The following is an 18668-nucleotide window of genomic DNA, read 5'->3' as shown; positions in this document are numbered from 1 at the left end:
GGCAGGCGGCCGAGCGCGGCCGAAGGCGCATCCGTCGCTCAGGAGATGGCGCCGATGATCCGCTCGACGAGCGTGCGCGGCCACAGCACGGCGGCAAGCCGCTGGGCGGGAGGCGCCGAGCGCCAGAGGGCCGACACGACGCTCTGCGCCTCGGACGACACGGATGCCGCGGCGCGAGCGCCAGCGGGCGCGTAGGACTCCCGTTCGAGCGCGTCGAGCAGGGCCGAGAGCGCGGGCGGGCCGCCCGCGCTCGCCCCGAGGACCTCGGCATTCTCCCGCGGCGTCGAGGTCGAGGCGACCTCAAGCCCGAGGTCGCGCGAGAACTCCATGACCTCGCGCCAGGCGACGGCGGCACTGCCGCCGCGACGCACCAGGGCAAGGCGACGGGAGCGCTGCAGGGCACGCACGATCGCCGGGACCAGCGCGAGCAGCAGCAGCGCCGCCAGCACGTACATGACCGGGGGGATGGTGATCTGGGTCTCCTCGGGGCCGGCCCCGAGACCGCCCACGTCGCCGCGATCCGGCGCGGCCGGTGCACTCGCGCTCGGGATCGGCGCCGCGACATCCGGAGTTTCGTCGGGAGCATCGTCGAGCTCCTCGAGGGCAGCGGGTTCCGCATAGTCGGCGGGCTCACCGCGCGTCGTCGTCGGCTCGAAGGGAACCCAGCCAATGCCCTCGAAGTAGAATTCGGGCCACGCGTGCAGCTCGTCGGAGGTCACGACCCACTGGCGCGAGGCATCCGGAACCCGCTGGCCCGTCTCCTCACCCGGGAGGAAGCCGAGCGCGATGCGTGACGGGATGCCGAGGGTGCGGGCCATGAATGCCATCGCCGAGGCGAACTGCACGCAGTAGCCGCTCCTCGCCTCGAGGAACGCGGCGACCGCGCCTGCGCTCGTATCGTCGTAGCCCTCCCGCTGGGGCGCAAACTCCGAGTATTCGAACTTGCCCTCATCGCGCAGGAACTCCTGCAGTGCGAGCGCCCGTTCGTAGTTGGTCGCGGTGCCCGCCGTGACGGATGCCGCGGTCTCGGCGATGAGCGAGGGCCACGAGGCATCCGGGATGGCCAACGCGCTGAACTCATCCGGCACCACCGTGCCGGCATCCTGCAGTTGCTGGGGCGTCGGCCGCAAGAGCATCGACTCGACCTCGTACTGCTCGCCCCTCACACTTCGACCCTCCGTGCGGAGCGCCTGGGCGCGCGTGTCCCAGGCCGCGTTCGCCGTGAGGCCGTCGACCGAGACGGCCGGATAGGGCACCGGCACCCAGCCTCCACCGAGGGAATCCACGCTCACGGTCGTGACCTCGCGCTCGCGGGTGATCTCGGGACTCAGTCCGGGCGGCGCGGGCGCCTCCTGCGGGCCGGCCCCCAACTCGGGCTGCTCTCCGACCGACCAGCCTTCCTCCGTGAGGCTGTCGAGGGCGGTGAGGCGGAAGTAGTGCCCCTTCCCCGAGCGCGACGAATAGTGCAGGGCCGTGATGGTCTCCTCGCGTCGGAGGTCCTCCCCCAGTGTCACGACAGGATTCACTCCGGAGCGGATCGAGTTTCCCGGACCGGAACCGGTGATCTCGCGGGCCGACGGCAAAGGCAGCACGACCGCCGCGACGAGCGCCGCAGCGATGCTTGCGGCGAGCACCCCCACAAGATCCCAGCCGCGCCTGCCTCGCCCTGGCCGCGATGCCGCCAACACGAGCAGCCAGGAGACAGCCGCGACGATGACCCAGGAGACGTCGTCGAGCGAAACGATGAACGCCGGCACGACGGCGACCGGCACGAGGAGCAGGCCCGTCAGCGCGGGCCTCCGCAGACCCACCGCCACGAGGTCGCAAAGCAGCGCGGCGACGGCGCTGCCGGCGCTGAAGAGCAGGATCACTCCGGGGTCGGCGAGCGCCGGCGGCTCCTGCGCGGCGAGGGAACCGACGCCCTCGGAGCCGAGGCGGAACAGGGCGCGGAAGGTGTCGAAGGTTGGCAGGCCGAAGAAGGTCGTTCCGGCCACGGAGCCGATCGCGACCGTCATGAGGGCCGCGAGCGCGGCGGCGGCGGTCGGGAGCGCGCCCGCCAGACGTAAGCGCGGGGTGGTCTCGAGCAGCCCGCGGATCGCGGCCGCGGCACCCAGGACGATCGTCGAGGTGAGGGCGATCGCAAGCCACCAGTCGTTGCCGCGCAACACCGCGTTGTACGACGCGAATGCGAGCGGGATCGCGAGCGCGAGCGCGGACGACACACGCCACGATGGCGCGTGCCGGCCCGCGCGCTCAGCCCGCGTCACGATGCATCCTCTCGTACTGGGCGAGCCGCCATGCCTCCTCGACCGGGGTGCGCGTCGACACGGGAACGCACAGCCAGCCCGCCGCGGCCAGGCGCTCAAGGGCGAAACGGGGGACGGATGTCGGCACCCAGGCGGTCGCCTCGTCGTACGCCGAGCGGGCGGCGATGAGGTCGACGATCGTGTCATCGTCGAGGTCGCCGAGCACGGCGAAGGCTGAGCCGAGCCGCACGCTCGCCTGGCGACCGGACGGCACGAGAGTCACTCCCGTCGTGCGGGCAAAGGGCGTCAGGGCGACGCGCGCGAGGCCCGCGAGGGAAGGGCCGGCACCTACCGGCAGCTGCGGCACCCCCGTCTCCAGCAGGTGCACGCGGAAGCCTTGCGCGTCCAGGTGCACGGCGAGCGAGGCCGCCATCGACACGCACCACTCGAACGACTCGCTGCGGTCGGAATCGCCAGAGTCGACATCCGGATGCCCGCTGCGCCTTGTCTCAAGCAGCACCGTGACCTCGGCGGCGCTGCGCTGCTCCTCCTGGCGCACCATGAGTTCGCCGTGCCGGGCCGAGGCCCTCCAGTGCACGCGCCGAAGGGGGTCGCCGACCCGGTAAACGCGCGTCGTGAGCTCGTGCTCGCCGCCCGTCGCCCGGTGGTCGGCCCTGTGCGCCTGCCCATCGGCACGGCGCGGCGTTGACAGCGTCTCCTCCAGCACCGCGACGCGTGGGAACACCGTGAGCGCGGTGGAGTCGCCCACGACGACCGTTGCCGATGCGAGCCCGAAGGGGTCCATGACTGTGACGCGGGCGGGGCCGATCGCGAAATCGCCCCTGCGCGGCGGAACGAAGTCCCACATGACCGTGACGCTGCGCTGCACGTCACCCCAGCGACCGCGGAGCAGCGGCAGCTCGGCCGGGGTGCTGGCGCCTGCGACCCGTCGGGCCAGCATGCCCGAGGGTGAGTGCCACGACCATTCGTCGGTCCAGGTGGCCTGCCCGACCGCTTGGAGCGCGCGATTGGCGATATCGAGCTGCACCGGCACGGGATGCCCCGGCATGGCGCGCTCGGCGCCAAAGGAGCGGTGCACGGCGAGCGACGGCCGACGATGCCTCGCGGCGAGGGCGGATGCCACGACCGCCGCGAGGAGCAGGATCGACACGAGGAACAGTGCGTCGACGCCGACCGAGTAGGCCACCACGAGCCCGACGGCCCCGGCGGCGAGCAGCGCCCTTCCCCGCCAGGTCAGCGAAACTCCCCCTCTCGGCGGTCGACGGCGCATGAGGCTCCCCCTACTAGTGCCGGGCGTCGGATGCGACGGGCACGGGCGTCGCGTTCACGATGCGGCGAACGATCGACTCGGAGACGGGCACCGAGGAGGAGCCCGAGGCCTGCCCGGAGGGGATGACTCGATGCGCCAGCACGGGCACCGCGAGTGCGTCGATGTCGTCGGGAAGCACGAAGTCCCGCCCGTCGAGTGCGGCTCGCGACTTCGCCGCTCGCACGAGGTGCAGGGTGCCGCGAGGACTCGCTCCGAGACGGAGTTCCGAGTCGAGCCGCGTCGCCTGGGCGATCGCGACGGTGTAGCGCTCAACGGCGGGCGCGACGTAGACGGCCCGCACCGTCGCGATCATCTGCAGCAATTCATCGAGCGAGACGACGGGCGCGAGGAGGTCGAGCGGGCTCGAGGTCTCCCGCGTGCGCAGCATGGCCTGTTCGGCGGCCTCGTCCGGGTAGCCCATCGAGATGCGCACCATGAAGCGGTCGCGCTGTGCCTCGGGCAGCGGATAGGTGCCATCCATCTCGATGGGGTTCTGGGTGGCGACGACGGTGAACGGCTCCTGCAGCGGATGCGTGTGGCCGTCGACCGTGACCTGGCGCTCCTCCATGCTCTCGAGCATCGCCGACTGGGTCTTGGGGCTCGCGCGGTTGATCTCGTCGCCGATCACGATGTTGGCGAAGATGGGCCCAGGCGTGAACTCGAAGCTGTGGTCGGCCTGGTTGTAGACGGAGACGCCTGTGATGTCGGAGGGCAGCAGGTCTGGCGTGAACTGGATTCGGCTGACCGAGCAGTCGACCGAGCGTGCGAGCGCTCGTGCCAGCATCGTCTTGCCGACGCCAGGCACATCCTCGATCAGCAGGTGCCCCTCCGCGAGCAGCGTCGCGAGTGCCAGTTCCACCGCGCTCCGCTTGCCGTCGATGACCCGCTCGATACTCGACAGGATCTGCTCACCGAGTTCTTCGAATCGGCTGGCGGGCATGATGGCGGGAACCGGCACGGCGTCGTTCAGCATTGAGCATCACCTCTTCTCAGGTGAGTCTCGCACACGCTGCCGACGCCGCGCAGGGTCCCTTTCGTGGGGATTCTTACTCGAGGTTCGAGGCGGCTTCCGAGATCAGGGTGACGTAGTCCTCGACGCCCCAGGCGAGCGAGAGCGGGCTCGGCGGCGACACGGACGAGATGAGGGATTCCCCGACGATGGTCGCGACGGAACCGCGCGCGACGGCGGGAATCGCCTGCGCGTAGGGCTGGGCGAGGAACGCGTCGGCCTCCTCCTGCGTCGTCGCGTAGTTCACGACGATGTCGGCCTCGAGCAGGTCGAGCTGCTCGTAGCTGAGCGTGTAGTAGAAGGTCGATTCGCCGTTCGCGAGTTCGTCGACCGCCGGGGCGTTCTCGAGGCCCAGGTCGAAGAGGAACTCAACGCGGGGGTCGGCGGCGCGGTAGACGTAGAAGACTCCGGCGCCGTCCCAGATCGCGGCCACGGTGCGGCCCCCGAGTTCCGGATGCGCGGCGGCCTGCTCCGCAACGGCCTTCTCGGCGTCAGCGATGACCTCCTCCGCCTCCTCGCCGAGGCCGAGAGACTCGCCGACGATGCGCACGACGTCGCGCCACGGGGTGGTCCACGCCTCGTCGGGGTACGGGACGGTCGGCGCGATGTCGGAGAGGACCTCGTACTGTTCCTGGGTGAGTCCGGAGTAGGGCGCGAGGATGACCTCGGGCTCGAGTTCGAGAATCTCCTCGTAGGCGGGCTCCTCCGCACTCGTCGGGAAGACGGTCGGCATCTCTGCCCCCATCCGCTCGATCTCCTCGGCGACCCACGGCACCACGCGGTCGTCGTTGCCGCCGTAGACCTGTTCCTCGATGCCGACCGGCACGAGGCCCAGGGAGAGCACCGCCTCGGTGCTGCCCCATCCGATCGTCACGATGCGCTCGACACCCTCGGGAACCGTCGTCTCACCGAATGCGTGCGTGATGGTGTTGCCGTCGGCACTGTCGCCGCCAGTGTTGTCGCCTCCACCCGTGGCACAGCCGGTGAGGGCGAGCGCTGCGACGGTGAGCAGGGCGAGAGTCATTCTCTTCACGTGGGGTTCTCCTGAGTGGTGGTAGTGGTAATGAATGGTTCAGTGGGACTGCGGCACGGAAGCCGGGGTTCGCGGATGCACGCGGCTCAGCGGCACGACCATGGGCGAGCCCGCGACGGGGTCGACCATGATGTGCGCGTCGAGCGCGAACGCGAGGCGCACGGTCTCGGCCGTGATGACCTCGGCGGGCGCACCCGAGGCGACGACCGCACCGCCCGCCATGACGACGACGTGGTCGGCGTAGCGTGCCGCCAGGTTGAGGTCGTGGAGCACCATGACAACCGTCGTGCCCTTCGCCCGATTGAGCGAGTGCAGCAGGTCGAGCACCTCGAGCTGGTGCGTGACGTCGAGATAGGTCGTGGGTTCGTCGAGCAGCAGGATGTCGGGGTCCTGGGCGAGCGCCATGGCGATCCAGGCGCGCTGCCGCTGGCCGCCCGAGAGGGACTCGACAGGCCGGTCGGCGAACTCGATGCAGTCGGTGGCGGTGAGCGCCTCGAGCGCGATGCGGTCGTCATCGCTCGTGCGACGGCCGAACCAGCCCTGGTGCGGGTAGCGGCCGCGGGCGACGAGGTCAGCGACCGTGATGCCCTCCGGCGCGATCGGAGACTGCGGGAGGATGCCGACGACCCTCGCAAACTCACGACCCGAGTAGGAACGGATGTCGCGCTCATCGAGCAGCACCCGCCCATCCGCCGGGCTGAGGATGCGGGCGAGCGTGCGCAGCAGGGTCGACTTGCCGCTCGCATTCGCGCCGACGATGACCGTGACCCGGCCAGCGGGGATCTCGATGTCGAGCCCATCGATGACGACATGCGAGTCGTAGGCGACACGGAGCCCCTCCGCGCGGAAGCTGTGATCGGGGGTGCGGGTCATGCGTTTCGCCTTCCGCGGTTCGAGGTGGCAAGCAGCCACAGGAGGTAGGGCGCCCCGATGATGCCCGTCACGATGCCGGCGGGCACGATCACGCCGGGGATGAGGGTCGACGCGGCGAAGTCGGCGAAGGTCACGACGATCGCGCCGATCAGCGCCGCCGGGATGATCGCGAGGTGCGCACCCCCCACGAGCCTGCGTGCGATGGGGGCGGAGGCAAACGCGACGAACGCGAGGGGGCCGGCGTAGGCGGTGGCGACGGCCGTGAGGGCGACGGCAACGGCAAGCACGGCGTAGCGGGCGGAGACGACTCGGAGCCCTAGGCCCGTCGCCGTGTCGTCGCCGAGCTGGAGGGTGCGGATGCGCGGCACGAGCACGGCGAGGAGCAGCAGCAGCGGCACGAGCGTCACGGCGATGACCCCGATGTCGTTCCAGCGAGCCCCCGCGACACCGCCGACCGTCCAGACGAGGGCAGCGACGGCCTCCTGCTCGTCGGCGCGCGTGAGGAGATAGCCGATGACGGACTGCGCGAGGAAGGCGAAGCCGACCCCGACGAGCACGAAGCGGTACCCGGAGAGGCCCTCCCTCGAGGCGAGCAGCGTGATTGCGAGTGCGACCGCCACGGCACCGCCGAAGGCCAACAGCGAGACCATGGCCCCGCTCACTCCAAGGATGAGGATGCCGAAGGCCGCAGCGGCACTCGCCCCGCCGCTGATGCCGATGATGTCGGGGCTCGCGAGCGGGTTTCGCAGCAGCGTCTGGAAGAGGGCGCCCGCGATGCCGAATGCGATCCCCGCGAGCACGCCGAGCACGATGCGCGGCAGCCGCAGGCGGAAGAGTACGAAGGCGTCCTTCGACTCTCCCGCGCCGAACAGCGTCGGCAGGATGCGCTCCGGGCTGATCGGGTAGGCGCCCGTGCCGAGCGAGATCGCAACGATCGCGGCCAGCAGCACGGCAAGCACGCCGCTCACCAGGGCCACCCTGCGCGCGAGGCGGCGGCGGACCATCGGCAGCGTTGGAGTCATCGGACGGGCGAGCGAGGTCGTCACAGCGCGCGTCCCTTCACTCGGCGAACGAGCGCGACCAGGACGGGCACTCCGATGACGGCGATCACGAGCCCGACTTCCAGCTCGGAGGGTTGCACGATGAGGCGTCCGACGACATCGGCGACCAGCACGAGGAGCGGTCCCAGCACGAGCGAGTACGCCAGCATCCACCGGTAATCGATACCCACGACCGCGCGCGCGATGTGCGGCACGACGAGTCCCACGAAGACGAGTGGCCCGGCAAGCGCTGTCGCGGTGCCGCAGAGGAGCACGATGGCGACGGCGGAGAGCCCGCGGGTGAGCCCCGCGTTGTGGCCGAGGCCTTTCGCGACGTCATCGCCGAAGGCGAGGAGCGTGAGGTCCCGACCCACGAACAGGGCGAGCAGGAGGCCAACGAGGACAAATGGCCACAGCATCCCGAGCATGTCAATGCCGCGCCCCGCGAGCGAACCGACCTGCCAGAAGCGGAAGGTGGCCAGGGTCTGCACGTCGGTGATGATGAGCAGCGTCACGATCGACGTCGAGACGGCCGCGATCGCCATGCCGGCGAGCGCGAGCGTCACGGGGGTCGCGCCGTCGCGTGCGAGTGTGCCGATGAAGTACACGAGCGCGGCCGTCACCGCCGCACCCGCGAACGCGAACCAGATGAAGCCGAAGGGCGAGGTCACGCCAAGGAGTGCGATCGCGATGACGACGAAGAGCGAGGCACCGGCATTGATGCCGAGGAGCCCCGGGTCGGCCAGGGGGTTGCGGGTCACACCCTGCATGAGGCATCCGGCCACCGCGAGGGCCAGCCCGACGAGCGCACCGATCACGGTGCGGGGCACGCGAAGTTCGCGCACGACCGAGTGGAGCGGGTTCGTCGGGTCGGGCTGCGCGAGCGCCGCGACCACGTCGACGAGTGGTGTCGCCCTCGTGCCGAGGGCGAGGCTCGCCACGACGACGAGGAGCAGCGCCACAACACTCGCCACCAGGCCGACGATGCGCCGCATCCGGCGCGACCGCGCAGCGGCACCCCCGCGGACGGGCTCCATCGTGTCGGACGCCCCCGCAGTGGGCGTCCTGGCCGTCGTGGTCACGCTACTGCCGCTCAGAGAGACCGTGGCGCCAGTACCCCATGAATGCAATGCGCTTGCGGTCGATGCCTGTCTCGCTCACGAGGAAGCGTCGCAAGGATTTGATGACGGATGATTCTCCCGCGAGCCAGCCGTAGAACCCAGCCTCAGCGCGCTCGGGAGACTCCCACAGCAGCTCGGAGTCGACGTCGACCTCGTCGACCGCCTGCGCGACCGCCGCGCGGGCACGCTCGATGGCGAGTGGGTTCTCGGCGACCCAGGCGCGTACGGCCGGGTCGAGGAGGCTGCCGTGCGCTCGTCCGTCTCGGGGCAGCCAGGTGACCACGACTCCGTCGTGGGTATCGATGGGAAGCATGTCGGCCGCATCCGGCACCTCGATAAAGGCTCGAGCGCGCGTGCCGGCGGGCAGGGACTCCAGGATGCTGCAGATGGCGGGTGTGGCCGTCTCGTCGCCAATCAGCAGGTATTCGCTCGCATCGCCGGGGTGCCAGTCGATGCCGACCGCGGAGTCGAGGCTGAAGCGGTCGGGCCCGACGATGATGAGGGGGTCACCCACGGACGCGCACGAGAGCCACCGGGATGCAGGACCACCGTCGGGGTGGAGCACCATGTCGACGTCGATCTCGCGCAGCTCGGGGCGGGACGCGCGGATCGTGTAAGTGCGGAACGGCGCGCGCAGCTCATCGGGGAGGTCGCGCCACCGCGAGTACCAGCTGCCGTCGGCGATGACCGAGGGGTTGTGGGCGCCGACGTCGCAGTGCTCGCCGCGGGCGGGCCCAGCCTCGAGGGGGAAGAGCAGCTTGATGCGCTGGTCGAGCCCGTCAGTGCCGAAGTCGCTGAGCGCTTCTCCCGCGAAGGTGACTCGCACGAAGTGCGGGCTGAGCCGCTCGAGCGCTGACACCGCGACCACATAGGGGCGGTAGGCGGGGCGCGCATCCTTCTCCACCGCGAGAGGCAAGGTAAGCATTACCTAAGTATGGCATGCCTAACTTCACGACGCGAGAAGTTTTTTCGCCCCTACTGCGAGCGCGGGGTCTGCAGGAACTCGGCGACCGCCGTCGGCACGTAAGGGGCAACGTCGCCACCGAGGGCGGCGACCTGCCGCACGAGCGAGCTCGACACGTGCGCGTGCGCCGGGTCTGGGAGCAGGAAGACCGTCTCGACGCCCGCGAGGTTGCGATTGACGATCGCCATGGGGGTCTCGTACGAGACATCCACACTTGAGCGCACGCCCTTGACGAGCACGCTCGCTCCCACATCCGTGCAGTAATCAACCAAGAGGCCGACCATCCAGGAGGTGACCCGGATGTTGCTGGGCAGCCCCGCGTCGGTGATCGACTTCTCGATCAGGCTGACGCGCTGCGCGACGGGCAGCAGCGCCGTCTTGTCGGGGTTGTGCACGACGAGCACGTGTATCTCGTCGAAGAGGCCCGCGGCACGCTCGATGACATCGAGGTGCCCCCTCGTGACGGGGTCGAATGATCCGGGGACGACGGCGATCCTGGGCATGCGAACAAGCCTAGTGGGCGCAAAGCCCTCAGCCTTGAGACATGAACTCCCGCGCACTCTCGTCGAGGCGACGATCGAGCGCCTCTCTCAGCGCCGGATGCCCGGCCAAGGTCGGGTCTTGCGCCAGCGTCTGCTCAGCCACGGCCCGCGCCTCCGTGATGAGGCCGGCGTCCTTCGCCACGCGCAGGAGGCGCAGGCTCGACCGGCCGCCGGACTGCACACTGCCGAGCACATCGCCCTCCTGCCGCAGCTCGAGATCCTTCTCGGCAAGCTCGAAACCATCGAGGGTGGATGCGACCGCCTCGACCCGGTCTCGGGCGAGCGAGCCCGTCTCCGCCGAGGTGACCATGAGGCACAGGCCGGGCAGGCCGCCCCGGCCGACCCGCCCGCGCAGTTGGTGAAGCTGGGAGACGCCGAAGCGGTCGGCGTCGAGGATGACCATGGTCGAGGCATTCGGCACGTCGACACCGACCTCGATGACGGTCGTTGCGACCAGCACGTCGATGTCGCCCGCAGCGAAGGCGCGCATCATGGAGTCCTTCTCCTCCCCCGGCATCCTCCCGTGCAGCGCCGCGATGCGTGCGGAAGCCAGGACGGGATTGGCCCGGAGCTCCTCCGAGACCCCCGCGACCGTCGCCGGCTTCGATGCCGGCCCGTCCTGCGACTCGGGGTCCTCCTCCGATTCCTCGCGTGACGCCGCATCGATGGCCGGGCACACCACGAAAGCCTGCCGGCCCTGCGCGAGCTCCTCGGCCACGCGCTGCCAGACGCGCGCCATCCATCCCGGCTTCTCCGCGACAGGAACGACGTGCGACTCGATCGGCACGCGACCCGAGGGAAGCTGCGCGATTGTCGACACGTCGAGGTCGCCGAAGACCGTCATCGCGACCGTGCGCGGGATCGGCGTGGCGGTCAGCACGAGCACGTGCGGCGGCACGGCGCCCTTGCGGCGCAGGGCTTCGCGCTGGGCGACGCCGAAACGGTGCTGCTCGTCGACCACGACGAGGCCGAGATCGAAGAACTCGACCGAGCCGCTCATGAGGGCGTGCGTGCCCACGACGATGTGGGCACTCCCCGAGACGGCCGCGAGCGTGGCCCGGCGACGGTCGGCCGCGGGCATCTGCCCCGTGATGAGCGTCGGCCGGACCTTCGCGGCAAGGTCGGGGCCGAGGGAGGCGACGATCGACCGTAGGTGCTGGGCCGCGAGCACCTCGGTCGGTGCGAGGAGGGCCGACTGTCCGCCGGATTCAGCGACGGCGAGCATGGCTCGCAGCGCGACGAGGGTCTTGCCGGAACCGACCTCGCCCTGCACGAGACGGTTCATGGGAACGGGCTGCGACAGGTCTGCCGAGATCGCCTCGCCCACAGTCACCTGGTCATCCGTTCGCCGGAAGGGCAGGCCCGCATCGAAACGCTCGAGGAGGCCACCCGGCTCCGCTCTGCGTGCTGTCGCCTGCCGCGAGCGCAGGGCCGCCCTCTGCTCGAGCAGCGCGGCCTGCAGCACGAACGCCTCCTGGAAGCGGAGCGCCTTGCGCGCGGCTCGCCACTCGATGTCCTTCGTGGGTCGATGGATGAGTTCGAGCGCCCGGCGGTAGTCCATGAGGGTGCGCTCCTTGCGCACGGATGCCGGCACCGGGTCGGCAATGGGCGGCAGCGTGTCGAGCACGACGCCGACGGCCTTGCCGATTTGCCACGACGGCACGGTCGCGGTCGCCGGGTAGATCGGGACGGGCTGTTCCGCCCACGCGCGATACGCCTCCGTATCGCCACCCGGAGCATCCGCGTCGAAGAGCTCGTAGTCGGGATGCGCGAGCTGCAGGCTGCCCCGATAGTCGCCGACCTTGCCCGTGAAGATGCCGCGCACACCCGGCCGCAGGTCCTTTGCCCGCCACGCCTGATTGAAGAACGTCAGCGACAGGACGCCCTTGCCATCGCTGATGCGCACCTCGAGGAGTGAGCCGCGACGGTTGCGCATCGAGCGCTCCCGGGCGTCGAGCACCTCGGCGACGATCGTGACGTTCTCGTCGATGGGAAGGGCGCCAAGTTCGGTGAGCTCACCGCGGAGGGCATAGCGCCTCGGGTAGTGCGCGAGCAGGTCACCGACGGTCTCAAGCCCCAGGTTGCGCGAGAACGACTGTGCCGTGCGTCCGCCCAGCGCGGACGAGAGCTTGGCGTCGAGCGGCGATCCCACGCAACGAGCGTACCTTCGACCCCCGTCATGCCAGCGCCGCTACGCTCGAAGGATGACGCGCATCATCGCCGGGTATGCCGGTTCCCTCGCGATCGCGGTGCCCCCGAAGGGCACGAGGCCCACGAGCGACCGCGTGCGCGAGGCGATCTTCTCAGCGCTCGAAGCCCGGGATGCACTCGAGGGCGCAACCGTGTTCGACCTCTACGCCGGCTCGGGCGCGCTGGGGCTCGAAGCCGCAAGCAGGGGCGCCGTGAGCGTCACGCTCGTCGAGAAGAATGCCGCAGCATCCGCCATTTGCCGGCGGAACGCCGACCTCATCCGCTCGAAGGCTCCCAAGGGCACGCGCATCACGGTCGCGCCGGTCTCGGTGCAGTCCTTCCTCGCGGGGGCCGTCGGCACCGTCGACCTCGTCTTCATCGACCCGCCCTACGAGCTCGGGGAGGACGCCCTGGCTGCAGATCTAGCCGCGCTGCCACTCGCCCCAGGCGCGATCGTGCTCGTCGAGCGCTCCTCGCGCTCCCCCGAACCACGCTGGCCAGAGGGCCTCAAACTCGACCGCAGCCGCAAGCACGGCGACACGACACTGTGGTGGGCCTCGGCCGCATAACGCCGTTCAGCCCGCTTGGCCGTCCCAGCCGCGATAGGGATCCCAACCGCGCGCCGGCGCGGGCTCCCCATCGAGGAGGACGCCCGCGCCCTCCCTCACACGCCCGACCGCGCGGAACCCGCCCGGGAGCGTCAGCCCCGGCGGGAACGTCGCGAGGAGGGAATGGTCCTCGCCGCCACCCAGCGCGAGGGCGACATCCGGGCCGAGCGTCGTCGAATCGAAGTCGATCGCCACGCCGCTTGCCACCGCCACGCGAGCGGCGTCCTTGGCGAGGCCATCGCTGAGATCGAGCATCGCCGTTGCGCCGACGGCAGCCGCATGTGGGCCGTCGGCGATGGGCGGAGTCGGCCTGCGCTGGGCTCGCGTGCGAGCCCGAAGCGCCTCGGCGCGCGTCGCATCCGGCTCGCCGTGGTCGTCGACGCCCTCGGTGAAGAGCACGCGCAGTCCCTCCGCCGCCTCACCGAGCGCGCCGGAGACCGCGACGACATCCCCTGGACGCGCGCCCGAGCGGATGACGGGGCGTCGTCCCTCAAGATCACCGAACGCCGTCACGGCGAAGGTCATGATGGGTGAGACGGAGAGGTCGCCGCCCACGACGCCGCAGCCCGGGGCGAGGGCGTCGCAGGCGGCACGGAGCCCCTCCGCGATCTCCTCCAGCACCGAGACAGGCGTGTCGGCGGGGAGCGCGAGCGCCACGACGAGCGCGGTCGGCACCGCGCCCATGGCCGCGACATCCGACAGGTTCGAGGCGGCCGCCTTCCAGCCGAGGTCGAAGGGACTCGACCATGCGAGGCGGAAATCCGGGCCGTGGATCATCATGTCGGTCGTGACGACGAAGCGACCGTCCGGGGCCGCGATGACGGCGGCGTCATCGCCTGGACCGAGCAGGGTCGCGCTGGCGTGCGGGAGGCGGGGAAAGATGCGCTGCAGTGCTGCGGACTCCCCCACCGACGCGAGGGTGTCGGGGGCGCTCATGCTTGACACGGTAGCCTGACAGGGATGGGCACCACGACTCGACCGGCACGCGCAGCGATCGCTGCGACGGCCGCACTCCTCGCCCTCACGGGCTGCAGCGCGGCCGTTCCCATGACGGCAGCACCGGATGCCGCGGCCGTCGAATGCGCCGATGTCACCGTGCGACTCCCCGCCGCGATCGACGACCTCGAGCGACGCGACACCGACGCGCAGGCGACGGGAGCGTGGGGGTCGCCGGCATCCGTCTTCCTGCACTGCGGGGTAGAGGCCCCCGGCCCCTCGACGCTGCCATGTTTCACCGTGCGCGGCATCGATTGGCTGCGCGACGACGCGGATGCTCCCACCTTCGTCTTCACGACCTATGGCCGCGAGCCCGCCGTGCGTGTCACGGTGGACAGCACGGCCTCCTCGGGAACCGCGGCGCTCGTCGCGGTCGCGAATGCGGTCGGGACGATCCCGGCTGAGCGCTTCTGCACGGCCGCGGAAGACGTGCTCGGCACCGAGGAGTAGCTGCGCTCTCGTCGAGAGCACTCCCGCCAGCGGTCGAGCGCGCGCAGGTCAACGTGTGGTGTGACGACGTGACCGAGGACCTCGAGCGACGGGACACGACGAAGGGGCACCCTGGCGGGCTCCACTCGCCGCGGCTAGGGTCACGAGTGATGGCATCGCGGCGAGCGTCCGGCTCCCGGCCACGACAGGAAGGCCCATGTGACCGTTCGAATCGCGACTCTCCCCCTTCTCGCCGTAGTTACCGCATTCGCGCTGAGCGGCTGCGCTCTGAACGGGAACGCGGGAACCGACACGGAAGCGAACTCGCCGGCGCAAGCCTCAGGGGGAAGCATTGAGTTGGCGATCTCCGAGACCTGCATTAACGGTTCCGGCCCAGATTGCGTGCTCGTCAACGGCGAGCACATCGCGCTGCCGCCGTCGTTCGAGCGCGCCAGCGTCGAGCGCGCGATCGCGTCCGTGGGCGGCCAGCACTCGGTCAGCGTGACCTTCGATAGCGACGGCGCGGCCATCTTTACCTCCCTCGCGGAGCAGGCCGCCAGCGCCCAGCCCCCCACGCGCATGCTCTTGAAGATCGGCGGAGAGGTCAAGGCGGCCGTGTCAGTCGTCGAGGTACCCCAAACGCCTCACATGGAGATCCTGTTCGCGCCCGAGGAAAACGTCGACAGGCTCGTCGAGCTCATCCAGGAAGGCTGAGCACCGCCTAGGCGCGGGGGCCGTCGAGTCCTACGAGCTTACCCGCGATGCCGCCGGCCGCGCGGAGTGCCGCACCCGAGCCGAAGCCGCCAGCAGGCAGGGTGAACGGCTTGTCGCGCGCCTCCGCGAGGGCGTCACGGAGCACGACCGCGGCCGGCTGCTGCGGCGCCCAGAGGTAGAGCGACATGGCACCGGGGATCGAGTTGACCTCGTTGACGAAGAGCTCGCCCGTCGCCTCATCGAGCAGCAGGTCGACGCGCACGACGCCCGTGAGTCCCGTGGTCTCGGCGACGAGGGTTGCGAGTTCAGCGGCCTTCTCGGCGACGCCCTCGGGGACGACGGCCGGGAACTCGCGCGGCGCGCTCGTGAGCCCGGCATCCTCGCCCGCACCACCCGCGAGGTACTTCTCGGCGTAGGAGTAGAGGCCAGACTCGCCGCCGCCGCGCAGCGGCTTCTCGAGCTGTGTCAGCTCGAGCTTGGGCGCGGTGCGGAAGCTGATGTTGAGGTCGATCAGCTCGGGCCGGTAGGGCTCGAGCACGGCGCCAGCGCGCAGGTGGCTTGAGGCCTTGCCGATCGCACGGGCAGCCGCGATGTCATCCACGATCTCGATGCCGATCGAGGAGCCACCGAAGCGGGGTTTGACGATGTAGGGACCTGCGAAGCTGGGCTCGCGCAGCGCGGAGAGCGGCTCACGCGGCAGCGAGGCAATGCCCGCCGACGTCATGAGCCCGCCGAAGGCCAGCTTGTCCATGCCGACAGCACCGGCGAAGAGGCTCGAGCCCGTCGCGGGGATGCCGAGCAGGCTGAAGAGCGCGGCCGCGCCGCCGCCCTCGCCCACGCCGCCGTGCAGGCAGAGCAGCGCGGCCTCTGGCGTGAGCTCGTCTTCGCCGAAGCGCTTCTTGATGAACAGGCCGGCATTCTCACCGAGACGCAGGTCAACGGGCTTGGAGCCCTTCGGCACACCCTCGAGGTAGTCCTTCGCCTCGGTCTTGTTTGGCACGAGGAACCAGCCGCCCGCGGGCGCCCAGTACAGCGGCAGCACGGTGTCGCCTGCGTCGAGCAGCACCCGCTCCGACTGGAGCCCAGTCAGGATCGAGATCTCGTGCTCGGGAGAGGGGCCTCCGAAAACGACCGCCCACGTGCTGCTCATGATCCTCCGGTGCTCGCTTTGCCCAGGCGCTGTGCGCATGGCCGTGTGGCCCGCATCCGGCCGCGTCTCCCGCCAGCCCCGATGCGTCCCCTCACGCTCAGCGATCAGGGGTAGTGGTCTGGCAGGTCGTTCTCATAGAGGATAACGCCTCTGTCTGCGGCTTGATCGAGCGCCACCTGCACCGCGTCCTCGCGGCGGTCGAAGACGAGGGACGGAAGCTCGGCGCCCGCCGATCCCGCAAGGAGTGCCGCGCGATTCGTGCGTCCGACGATGAGGAGCCTGCCGCCGCGAGCCGTCACGGATGCCGCGAAGGCGCGATTGCGCTCGAACTGCACCGATCCCAATTCAACCATGCCGGGCGTCACGACAACGAGTTGCCCGCCGCGCTCCCCCGCAAGGGCGGCGGCGCCCTCGAGCGCGCGTTCGGACCCGACAGGGTTGGAGTTGTAGGTGTCGTCGATGATGAGGGTGCCGTTCGGCGCCTTCTGCACCTCGGCACGGTGCTGTGAGCCCGGAAGCGCCGTGAGGCGCGGCGCGATCGCCGAGACGTCGACGTCGAGGGCGAGGGCGATGCCGACCGTGACGGCAATGTTGACGGCGTGGCCCGTGCCTGGGATTTCGACGGGGACGGTCGTTGTGCCCTCGGCGCTGCGGATCGTGACGACGGATGCTGCGGCATCCACGACCACGTCGGCGTCCGTTCCTGGCACGGTCGAGACCGTGACGACCCGCTTGCCCTCCGTGCGGCAGCGTTCCACGAGCGCGCGCAGTTCCGGCTCGTCAACGGGCAGCACGACAGTCTTGGCACGCTCCGTGATCTCGCCCTTCGCGCGGGCGATCGTCTCCTTGGTCTTCATGCGCGCCAGGTGCGCCTCGCCGATCGTCGTGATGGCCGCGACATCCGGCGGGAAGCTCTCGCTCAGCTCGCGGATCTCACCAGGGCCATAAACGCCCATCTCGGCGACGAAGACCTCCGTGCCCGGCACGACGCGGTCGTTGACCGCACGCGAGAGGCCCATGAGATTGTTGAAGCTCGCGGGGCTCGCGACGACCGAGAAGGCACCCGCGAGCACGTGCGCCACGTAGCCCTTGGTCGAGGTCTTGCCGTAGGAGCCCGTGATCGCCACGACCGTCGGACGCACCTGCCCAAGGCGCTTGCGGGCGCTGACCAGGTACTTGTGTGAGAGGCGCTTCTCGAGGGCGTTCATGGGCACGAGCACGCCGTCCATGATCACCGGGGCCAGGAGCACCGTGAGCGCGACGCCGGGCAGCCCGACGAGCCACCAGAGCAAGGCGCCGACCGCGAGGAGTGCCACGGCATAGGCGGCCGCGAGGCGGCGGGCCCGCTGCGTCCAGTTGAGCGGCGTGCTCCTGCCGCGCACGCCCAGCCCGACGGGGAGGAACGCGGCGGTGACGACCGCGAGGATGCTGGTGATGGCGCTTGCGAGCCCGGCGCCCGTGAGCACGAGCAGCACGGCGGCAGCGACCAGGAGAACCGCGAGGCTCGCGACAATCGCGTTGACGGGCCGGCGCACGACCCAGAGGGCCCCGATGCGGGAGACCCAGCCGGCGATGTAGTGCTCGCGCTGCGCGACACGCAACCAGCGCAGCACTGCGAGCGCGCCCGCGGCGACGCCAACGATGAGGGTCACGATGATGAGGGCAGTCACTGCGCCACGTCCTCCAACAGTGTCATGAGTTCTTCGCGTACGGCGGGCACGAGGCCGCCTTCCAGCAGGTGCCCGCTGCCGGGCACCACTCGGAAACGGGCGTCAGCAAGCAGTTCGCTCGCCGCCCTGCCCGCGCCGGCCGGGGCGGCCGTGTCGTGCTCACCCCACACCATGCGCACGGGCACCGTGATGCGCCCGAGGTCATCGCGGTAGTCCTCGCCGACAACCCGCACCATGACGTCGCGCATGACGCCCTGCGCATTGCGGTAGTCGGCCGAGCCGTGCTTGCGGCGCTGGGCCTCGAGCACGCCCTGTGAGACGAGCCCCCGCTTGGCGAGCGCTCGCACGAGCCGGTAGCTGAGGGCGGCCTTGGGTGCCGCGTGGAGACGCACGAGCGGCACGCCCGTCAGCACGAGACCCTTGACGAGTTCCGGATGCTTCGCCGCAAGTCGCACCGCGACGCGACCGCCGAAAGAATGGGCGACGATGACGGTCGGCCCGAGCTCGCGGAGGGCCTCGACGAGGTCATCCGCATACTGCTCGCTGCCCCAAGCATCCGAGGGTTCCGGGGTGATACCGAAGCCGGGAAGGTGGATCGCGAGGGCGTTGAGGCCTGCGACGATGGGGCCGAAATCGGCACCCGTGCGCCCCCACCCGTGGAGGGCGATGACCTGCACGGGGGTGCCGCCCGTCTTCTCGGCGAGGAGCCGCCCATCCGCCAACGCCGTGATCACCTAGCCACAGTACACCTGG

17 protein-coding genes are annotated in these 18668 nt (G+C 70.4%); 3 read left to right on the top strand and 14 right to left on the bottom strand.

From position 1 onward, the window contains the following. Nucleotides 1–38 precede the first annotated feature (38 nt). The 10 genes from FVA74_RS04740 to FVA74_RS04695 form a co-directional block, all read right to left on the bottom strand. On the bottom strand, nucleotides 39–2267 hold the full coding sequence (locus tag FVA74_RS04740; protein WP_168220052.1) for a DUF3488 and transglutaminase-like domain-containing protein: 2229 nt from the start codon (nucleotides 2265–2267) through the stop codon (nucleotides 39–41). Continuing rightward, the gene (locus FVA74_RS04735) at nucleotides 2254–3537 is read right to left on the bottom strand and encodes a DUF58 domain-containing protein (protein WP_147720789.1); all 1284 of its coding nucleotides are present in this window, start codon (nucleotides 3535–3537) and stop codon (nucleotides 2254–2256) included. The genes FVA74_RS04740 and FVA74_RS04735 overlap by 14 nt, the downstream gene beginning before the upstream one ends. 13 nt (nucleotides 3538–3550) lie before the next feature. Then, nucleotides 3551–4549 carry a MoxR family ATPase gene (locus tag FVA74_RS04730; RefSeq protein ID WP_147720787.1) on the bottom strand — a complete coding sequence of 333 codons (999 nt, stop codon included), beginning with the start codon at nucleotides 4547–4549 and terminating at the stop codon, nucleotides 3551–3553. Nucleotides 4550–4622: 73 nt separating this feature from the next. Continuing rightward, nucleotides 4623–5609, bottom strand: a complete 987-nt coding sequence (locus tag FVA74_RS04725; protein ID WP_147723065.1) for an iron-siderophore ABC transporter substrate-binding protein — start codon at nucleotides 5607–5609, stop codon at nucleotides 4623–4625. 48 nt (nucleotides 5610–5657) lie between these two features. Then, nucleotides 5658–6491, bottom strand: coding sequence for an ABC transporter ATP-binding protein (locus tag FVA74_RS04720; RefSeq protein WP_147720785.1), 834 nt, complete (start codon nucleotides 6489–6491; stop codon nucleotides 5658–5660). Further along, nucleotides 6488–7537, bottom strand: a complete 1050-nt coding sequence (locus tag FVA74_RS04715; protein ID WP_240792308.1) for an iron chelate uptake ABC transporter family permease subunit — start codon at nucleotides 7535–7537, stop codon at nucleotides 6488–6490. Before FVA74_RS04715 ends, FVA74_RS04720 begins: the two co-directional genes overlap by 4 nt. After that, complete coding sequence (locus FVA74_RS04710; protein ID WP_240792307.1) at nucleotides 7534–8613, bottom strand: iron ABC transporter permease; 1080 nt, start codon at nucleotides 8611–8613, stop codon at nucleotides 7534–7536. The genes FVA74_RS04715 and FVA74_RS04710 overlap by 4 nt, the downstream gene beginning before the upstream one ends. Before the next feature lies 1 nt (nucleotide 8614). Then, nucleotides 8615–9577 carry a siderophore-interacting protein gene (locus tag FVA74_RS04705; RefSeq protein ID WP_147720783.1) on the bottom strand — a complete coding sequence of 321 codons (963 nt, stop codon included), beginning with the start codon at nucleotides 9575–9577 and terminating at the stop codon, nucleotides 8615–8617. Between the two features lie 50 nt (nucleotides 9578–9627). Next, nucleotides 9628–10119, bottom strand: a complete 492-nt coding sequence (gene coaD / locus FVA74_RS04700) for a pantetheine-phosphate adenylyltransferase (RefSeq protein WP_147720781.1) — start codon at nucleotides 10117–10119, stop codon at nucleotides 9628–9630. 28 nt (nucleotides 10120–10147) lie between these two features. Then, nucleotides 10148–12310 carry an ATP-dependent DNA helicase RecG gene (locus FVA74_RS04695; RefSeq protein WP_147720779.1) on the bottom strand — a complete coding sequence of 721 codons (2163 nt, stop codon included), beginning with the start codon at nucleotides 12308–12310 and terminating at the stop codon, nucleotides 10148–10150. Between the two features lie 52 nt (nucleotides 12311–12362). Between FVA74_RS04695 and rsmD the strand changes: the two genes are divergently transcribed. Then, a complete protein-coding gene (gene rsmD / locus FVA74_RS04690; protein ID WP_147720777.1) occupies nucleotides 12363–12917 on the top strand; it encodes a 16S rRNA (guanine(966)-N(2))-methyltransferase RsmD in 555 nt (184 codons plus the stop codon). 6 nt (nucleotides 12918–12923) lie between these two features. Here the strand turns inward: rsmD and thiL are convergent, their stop codons facing one another. Next, nucleotides 12924–13892: a thiamine-phosphate kinase gene (thiL, locus tag FVA74_RS04685; protein WP_147720775.1), complete on the bottom strand. Its 969-nt coding sequence runs from the start codon at nucleotides 13890–13892 to the stop codon at nucleotides 12924–12926. A 24-nt stretch (nucleotides 13893–13916) separates the two neighbouring features. Between thiL and FVA74_RS04680 the strand changes: the two genes are divergently transcribed. Next, nucleotides 13917–14402, top strand: a complete 486-nt coding sequence (locus tag FVA74_RS04680; protein ID WP_147720773.1) for a DUF3515 family protein — start codon at nucleotides 13917–13919, stop codon at nucleotides 14400–14402. Nucleotides 14403–14600: 198 nt separating this feature from the next. Continuing rightward, nucleotides 14601–15095: a hypothetical protein gene (locus FVA74_RS04675; RefSeq protein WP_147720771.1), complete on the top strand. Its 495-nt coding sequence runs from the start codon at nucleotides 14601–14603 to the stop codon at nucleotides 15093–15095. A gap of 7 nt (nucleotides 15096–15102) precedes the next feature. Here the strand turns inward: FVA74_RS04675 and FVA74_RS04670 are convergent, their stop codons facing one another. From FVA74_RS04670 to FVA74_RS04660, 3 genes are all read right to left on the bottom strand, one after another. Beyond that, nucleotides 15103–16245, bottom strand: coding sequence for a hypothetical protein (locus FVA74_RS04670; RefSeq protein ID WP_168220051.1), 1143 nt, complete (start codon nucleotides 16243–16245; stop codon nucleotides 15103–15105). A gap of 104 nt (nucleotides 16246–16349) precedes the next feature. After that, nucleotides 16350–17915 carry a Mur ligase family protein gene (locus FVA74_RS04665; RefSeq protein ID WP_147720767.1) on the bottom strand — a complete coding sequence of 522 codons (1566 nt, stop codon included), beginning with the start codon at nucleotides 17913–17915 and terminating at the stop codon, nucleotides 16350–16352. Beyond that, nucleotides 17912–18649 (bottom strand): alpha/beta fold hydrolase, encoded by a 738-nt coding sequence (locus FVA74_RS04660; RefSeq protein WP_147720765.1) that lies wholly within the window; start codon nucleotides 18647–18649, stop codon nucleotides 17912–17914. Before FVA74_RS04660 ends, FVA74_RS04665 begins: the two co-directional genes overlap by 4 nt. Nucleotides 18650–18668 lie beyond the last annotated feature (19 nt).

The sequence above is a fragment of the Salinibacterium sp. dk2585 genome, from assembly GCF_008001035.1.
In the GTDB taxonomy this organism is placed as follows: domain Bacteria; phylum Actinomycetota; class Actinomycetes; order Actinomycetales; family Microbacteriaceae; genus Homoserinimonas.
This window is presented reverse-complemented; position numbering and strand designations above follow the sequence as displayed.

What these genes read in the sequence shown, in the direction of transcription:
- FVA74_RS04735 (WP_147720789.1), bottom strand. Translation starts at nt 3,537, where the DNA reads ATGCGCCGTCGACCGCCGAGAGGGGGAGTTTCGCTGACCTGGCGGGGA.
- FVA74_RS04730 (WP_147720787.1), bottom strand. Translation starts at nt 4,549, where the DNA reads ATGCTGAACGACGCCGTGCCGGTTCCCGCCATCATGCCCGCCAGCCGA.
- FVA74_RS04725 (WP_147723065.1), bottom strand. Translation starts at nt 5,609, where the DNA reads ATGACTCTCGCCCTGCTCACCGTCGCAGCGCTCGCCCTCACCGGCTGT.
- FVA74_RS04720 (WP_147720785.1), bottom strand. Translation starts at nt 6,491, where the DNA reads ATGACCCGCACCCCCGATCACAGCTTCCGCGCGGAGGGGCTCCGTGTC.
- FVA74_RS04705 (WP_147720783.1), bottom strand. Translation starts at nt 9,577, where the DNA reads ATGCTTACCTTGCCTCTCGCGGTGGAGAAGGATGCGCGCCCCGCCTAC.
- coaD (WP_147720781.1), bottom strand. Translation starts at nt 10,119, where the DNA reads ATGCCCAGGATCGCCGTCGTCCCCGGATCATTCGACCCCGTCACGAGG.
- rsmD (WP_147720777.1), top strand. Translation starts at nt 12,363, where the DNA reads ATGACGCGCATCATCGCCGGGTATGCCGGTTCCCTCGCGATCGCGGTG.
- thiL (WP_147720775.1), bottom strand. Translation starts at nt 13,892, where the DNA reads ATGAGCGCCCCCGACACCCTCGCGTCGGTGGGGGAGTCCGCAGCACTG.
- FVA74_RS04680 (WP_147720773.1), top strand. Translation starts at nt 13,917, where the DNA reads ATGGGCACCACGACTCGACCGGCACGCGCAGCGATCGCTGCGACGGCC.
- FVA74_RS04670 (WP_168220051.1), bottom strand. Translation starts at nt 16,245, where the DNA reads ATGAGCAGCACGTGGGCGGTCGTTTTCGGAGGCCCCTCTCCCGAGCAC.